Here is a 1,851-nt window from a genome sequence, read left to right on the forward strand (position 1 = left end):
GGGTACTTCTTCGGGGCGGCCATGGCCTCGGGTCCTCTCATGAGACCCATCTGAACCGCTGTCACCATCCTCCGCATCCCGGGGGAACCTCAACCTGCCCCACTACGAGCTTGCCCCGGCGGACGCCGACGTGGACTGGCAGCAGGAACGGGCCCACGCCACTGCCCTGCTGGAGGAAGCGGAAATGGCGGTGGAAGAGGAGGACGAGGCCACGGCGTGGAAGGAAACGGCCGTGGGCCGCATCCTCAACCAGCAGATCCGCGAGCTACACAATCTCGTCGAAGAGATCGAGGAAGGCAGCAGGAAGGGACGCAACAGCGCCTACCTGGCTGCCTGGCAGGCGAAGCAGGAGGCAGGCCGGTGACGACCCCAGCCGAGACCGTACGCCTGCTGACACAGCGGGACGGCACCGACGTGGACCGCGCGGAGTTCATCACGGGCAAGGTGCGCGGTCGGCTCATCTACGTGGACGGCCCGGGGTGGTACGCCTGGGACGGACGGCACTGGGTGAACGACTCGACTCGTGATGCCGTGGCGCGCGGCATGGTGCACGACGTGTCCAGTGGGCTACTGGCGGAAGCGATCAGCGCGGGCAGCGATGCTCTGATTGACGCGGGCAAGGCACTGCGCACGGGCAGGCTCATCACGGCGGCGCTGCTGGAGATGCAAGCCATGCCCGGCATCCGGCGCAGCGTCGCCGACCTGGACGCCGATCCGGACGCGCTCACCTTCCGCAACGGCACCGTGGACCTACGCAGCGGCGAGCTGCGCCCGCATGATCCCGATGAACTGATCACACGACTCGTGGACCTGGACTATCGGCCAGAAGCGCAGTGCCCGTCATGGCTGGCGTTCCTGGAGAGCAGCCAGCCCGGCGACCAGGAGATGCACACGTTCCTTCAGCGGCTGGCCGGCTACGCCGTGACCGGTTCGACGCGAGAGGAGTGCCTGGCGTTCTTCTACGGGTCGGGGCGGAACGGGAAGGGCGTGTTCACGGAGACGCTGGGCAAGGTCTTCGCGGCCGTGACCACGGCGCAGGAAGCCGAGTTCTGGGAGAAGCAGCGAAACGGCCGTAACGGGTCGCTGGTGGCCAAGCTCCACGGCGCCCGACTGGTGCTGTCCAGCGAGATGACAGCGGCGCGCCTGGACGAGGCGTTCGTGAAGCTCTTCACTGCCGCTGATCTGCTCACCGCCAACCAGAAGTACAAGCCCGCGTACGACTTCACGCCCACCGCGCTGCTCATCATGAGCGGCAACGACAAGCCGACCATCCGGGGCACCGACGAGGGCATCTGGCGGCGCTTCCGCTGCGTGCCGTGGGATGAGTCGTTCGTCGGGAGGGAGGACAAGGGGCTCAAAACCCGCCTGCTGGCCGAAGCGGAGGGCACAGCGGCATGGGTGGTCGCGGGCGCCGTCGACTGGCACCAGCACGGCCTGAACAACCCCGAGCGGGTCACCAAGGCAACCGACGAGTACCGCGAGGAATCGGACCCGTTCGCGGACTGGGTGGAAGCCAACTTCGAGGTGCAGTCGGACGGTTTCGTGCCCAACAGCGAGATCAAACAGCGAGGGGAACGGGTGCACCCGAAGCTACCGGGGCAGCCGCAAGCATGGTCTAAGGCAGTTGCTCGGTATTTCGGCGCAGAAGTCGGGAAGCGTCGAGTCAACGGCAGGCAGGTGCGCGGCGTGGTCGGCGTGAAGCTGGCCCCTGAAGACATCTTCGGGCAAGCCCGCTAGGCAGCGAGGGAGGGCGCAGCTGAAGTTCCCCCCTGATCTTGGACAGCGGTTGCTTACGCTGCGGGGGTGAAGTCGCGCTGCAGTCTGGCTCGGGTTTCGAGTGGGGTGAGGTAC

2 protein-coding genes are annotated in these 1,851 nt (G+C 66.8%); both read left to right on the top strand.

Going from position 1 to position 1,851, the window contains the following annotated elements; genetic code table 11:
* Nucleotides 1-130: 130 nt before the first annotated feature.
* A complete protein-coding gene (locus ACGF12_RS38435) occupies nucleotides 131-364 on the top strand; it encodes a hypothetical protein (RefSeq protein ID WP_393041262.1) in 234 nt (77 codons plus the stop codon).
* Nucleotides 361-1,737 carry a phage/plasmid primase, P4 family gene (locus tag ACGF12_RS38440; RefSeq protein ID WP_393041265.1) on the top strand — a complete coding sequence of 459 codons (1,377 nt, stop codon included), beginning with the start codon at nucleotides 361-363 and terminating at the stop codon, nucleotides 1,735-1,737. Before ACGF12_RS38435 ends, ACGF12_RS38440 begins: the two co-directional genes overlap by 4 nt.
* Nucleotides 1,738-1,851 lie beyond the last annotated feature (114 nt).

The organism is Kitasatospora sp. NPDC048296, from assembly GCF_043201815.1.
Lineage (GTDB): Bacteria > Actinomycetota > Actinomycetes > Streptomycetales > Streptomycetaceae > Kitasatospora.